Source organism: Ruegeria sp. AL12, from assembly GCF_056540885.1.
In genome coordinates this window covers 1-1,036 of record NZ_JBQFXN010000072.1, presented here as the reverse complement: position 1 = coordinate 1,036, position 1,036 = coordinate 1, and the positions used below count along the sequence as shown (strand labels likewise).

Sequence of the window (1,036 nt, the reverse complement as noted above, 5' to 3'; positions counted from 1 at the left end):
CCATGCCCGAACCCATTTCCCTGTCACAGGGCCGTCTGGACGCCCCATCGGTCGACGCGTATTGGCAAGACGGGTTTGCCTTTCCCATCACTGTCTTCTCGCCGGATGAGACCGCACAGTTCCGGGCCGAGCTGGAGCAGGTCGAGAAGACCTGGCGCGTGGCCGACCTTCCGCTGCCGCTGAACATGTACAAACGCCTGAACGCCCATGTGGTGATGCCGCTGGTCGCCCGTATCGCACTGGACCCCAGGGTTCTGGACGTCGTCGAAGGAATACTGGGACCGGACTTGCTGCTGTGGTCTGCGGAACTGTTCATCAAAGAGCCACGCACGACGCAGGTTGTTGGAATGCATCAGGACCTGACCTATTGGGGGATGGGCGAAACACCGGATCAGATGACCGCGTGGATCGCATTGTCGCCTGCCACGGTAGCAAGCGGCTGCATGGACTTTGTCAGAGGCAGCCACAAAAACCCGATCCTGCCCCATAACGATACGTTTTCAGACAACAACCTGCTGTCGCGCGGGCAGGAGGTGGCTGTCGATGTGGCAGACGAGGACAAAACGCATATCGAATTGCAGCCGGGTCAAATGTCGCTGCACCATGGCCTCACAATCCATGGCTCGGGACCCAATATGTCGGACGATCGGCGGATCGGGCTGGCAATCCGGTATCTGAACCCGAACGCACAGCAAAAAGTGGCGGACCGCGATTACGCGGTCTTGGCGCGGGGCGAAGACCGGGTGGGCAATTTCATCCTCATCGAACCGCCGACCGAGTTGTTTTCGGCACCAGCCTTGGCGCTTCACGCCCGCATCCGGGAGGATCAGGCCAAGGCGATGACACAAGGCGCGGCGCAAAGCACGCACCTGTACGGAAGCGAGGCGACCGGCACGGAGTGACTTCGGCAATCGTCGCCGCACAGGGCCTTCCCCTTCCCGTCTCCATTCGCTATTGCAGGCGCTGACCCGAATTTGTTGACGCAGGACGCATCCCATGGCGATGGAAAAGACATTCAACGCGGCCGAGGCCGAGG

1 protein-coding gene is annotated in these 1,036 nt (G+C 60.8%); it reads left to right on the top strand.

All coding sequences use genetic code 11. The annotated features are described in order from the left end of the window. Nucleotides 1–2: 2 nt before the first annotated feature. Entirely contained in the window at nucleotides 3–902 is a 900-nt protein-coding gene (locus ACR0C6_RS21415; RefSeq protein ID WP_480621127.1) for a phytanoyl-CoA dioxygenase family protein, read from the top strand. Nucleotides 903–1,036: the final 134 nt, after the last annotated feature.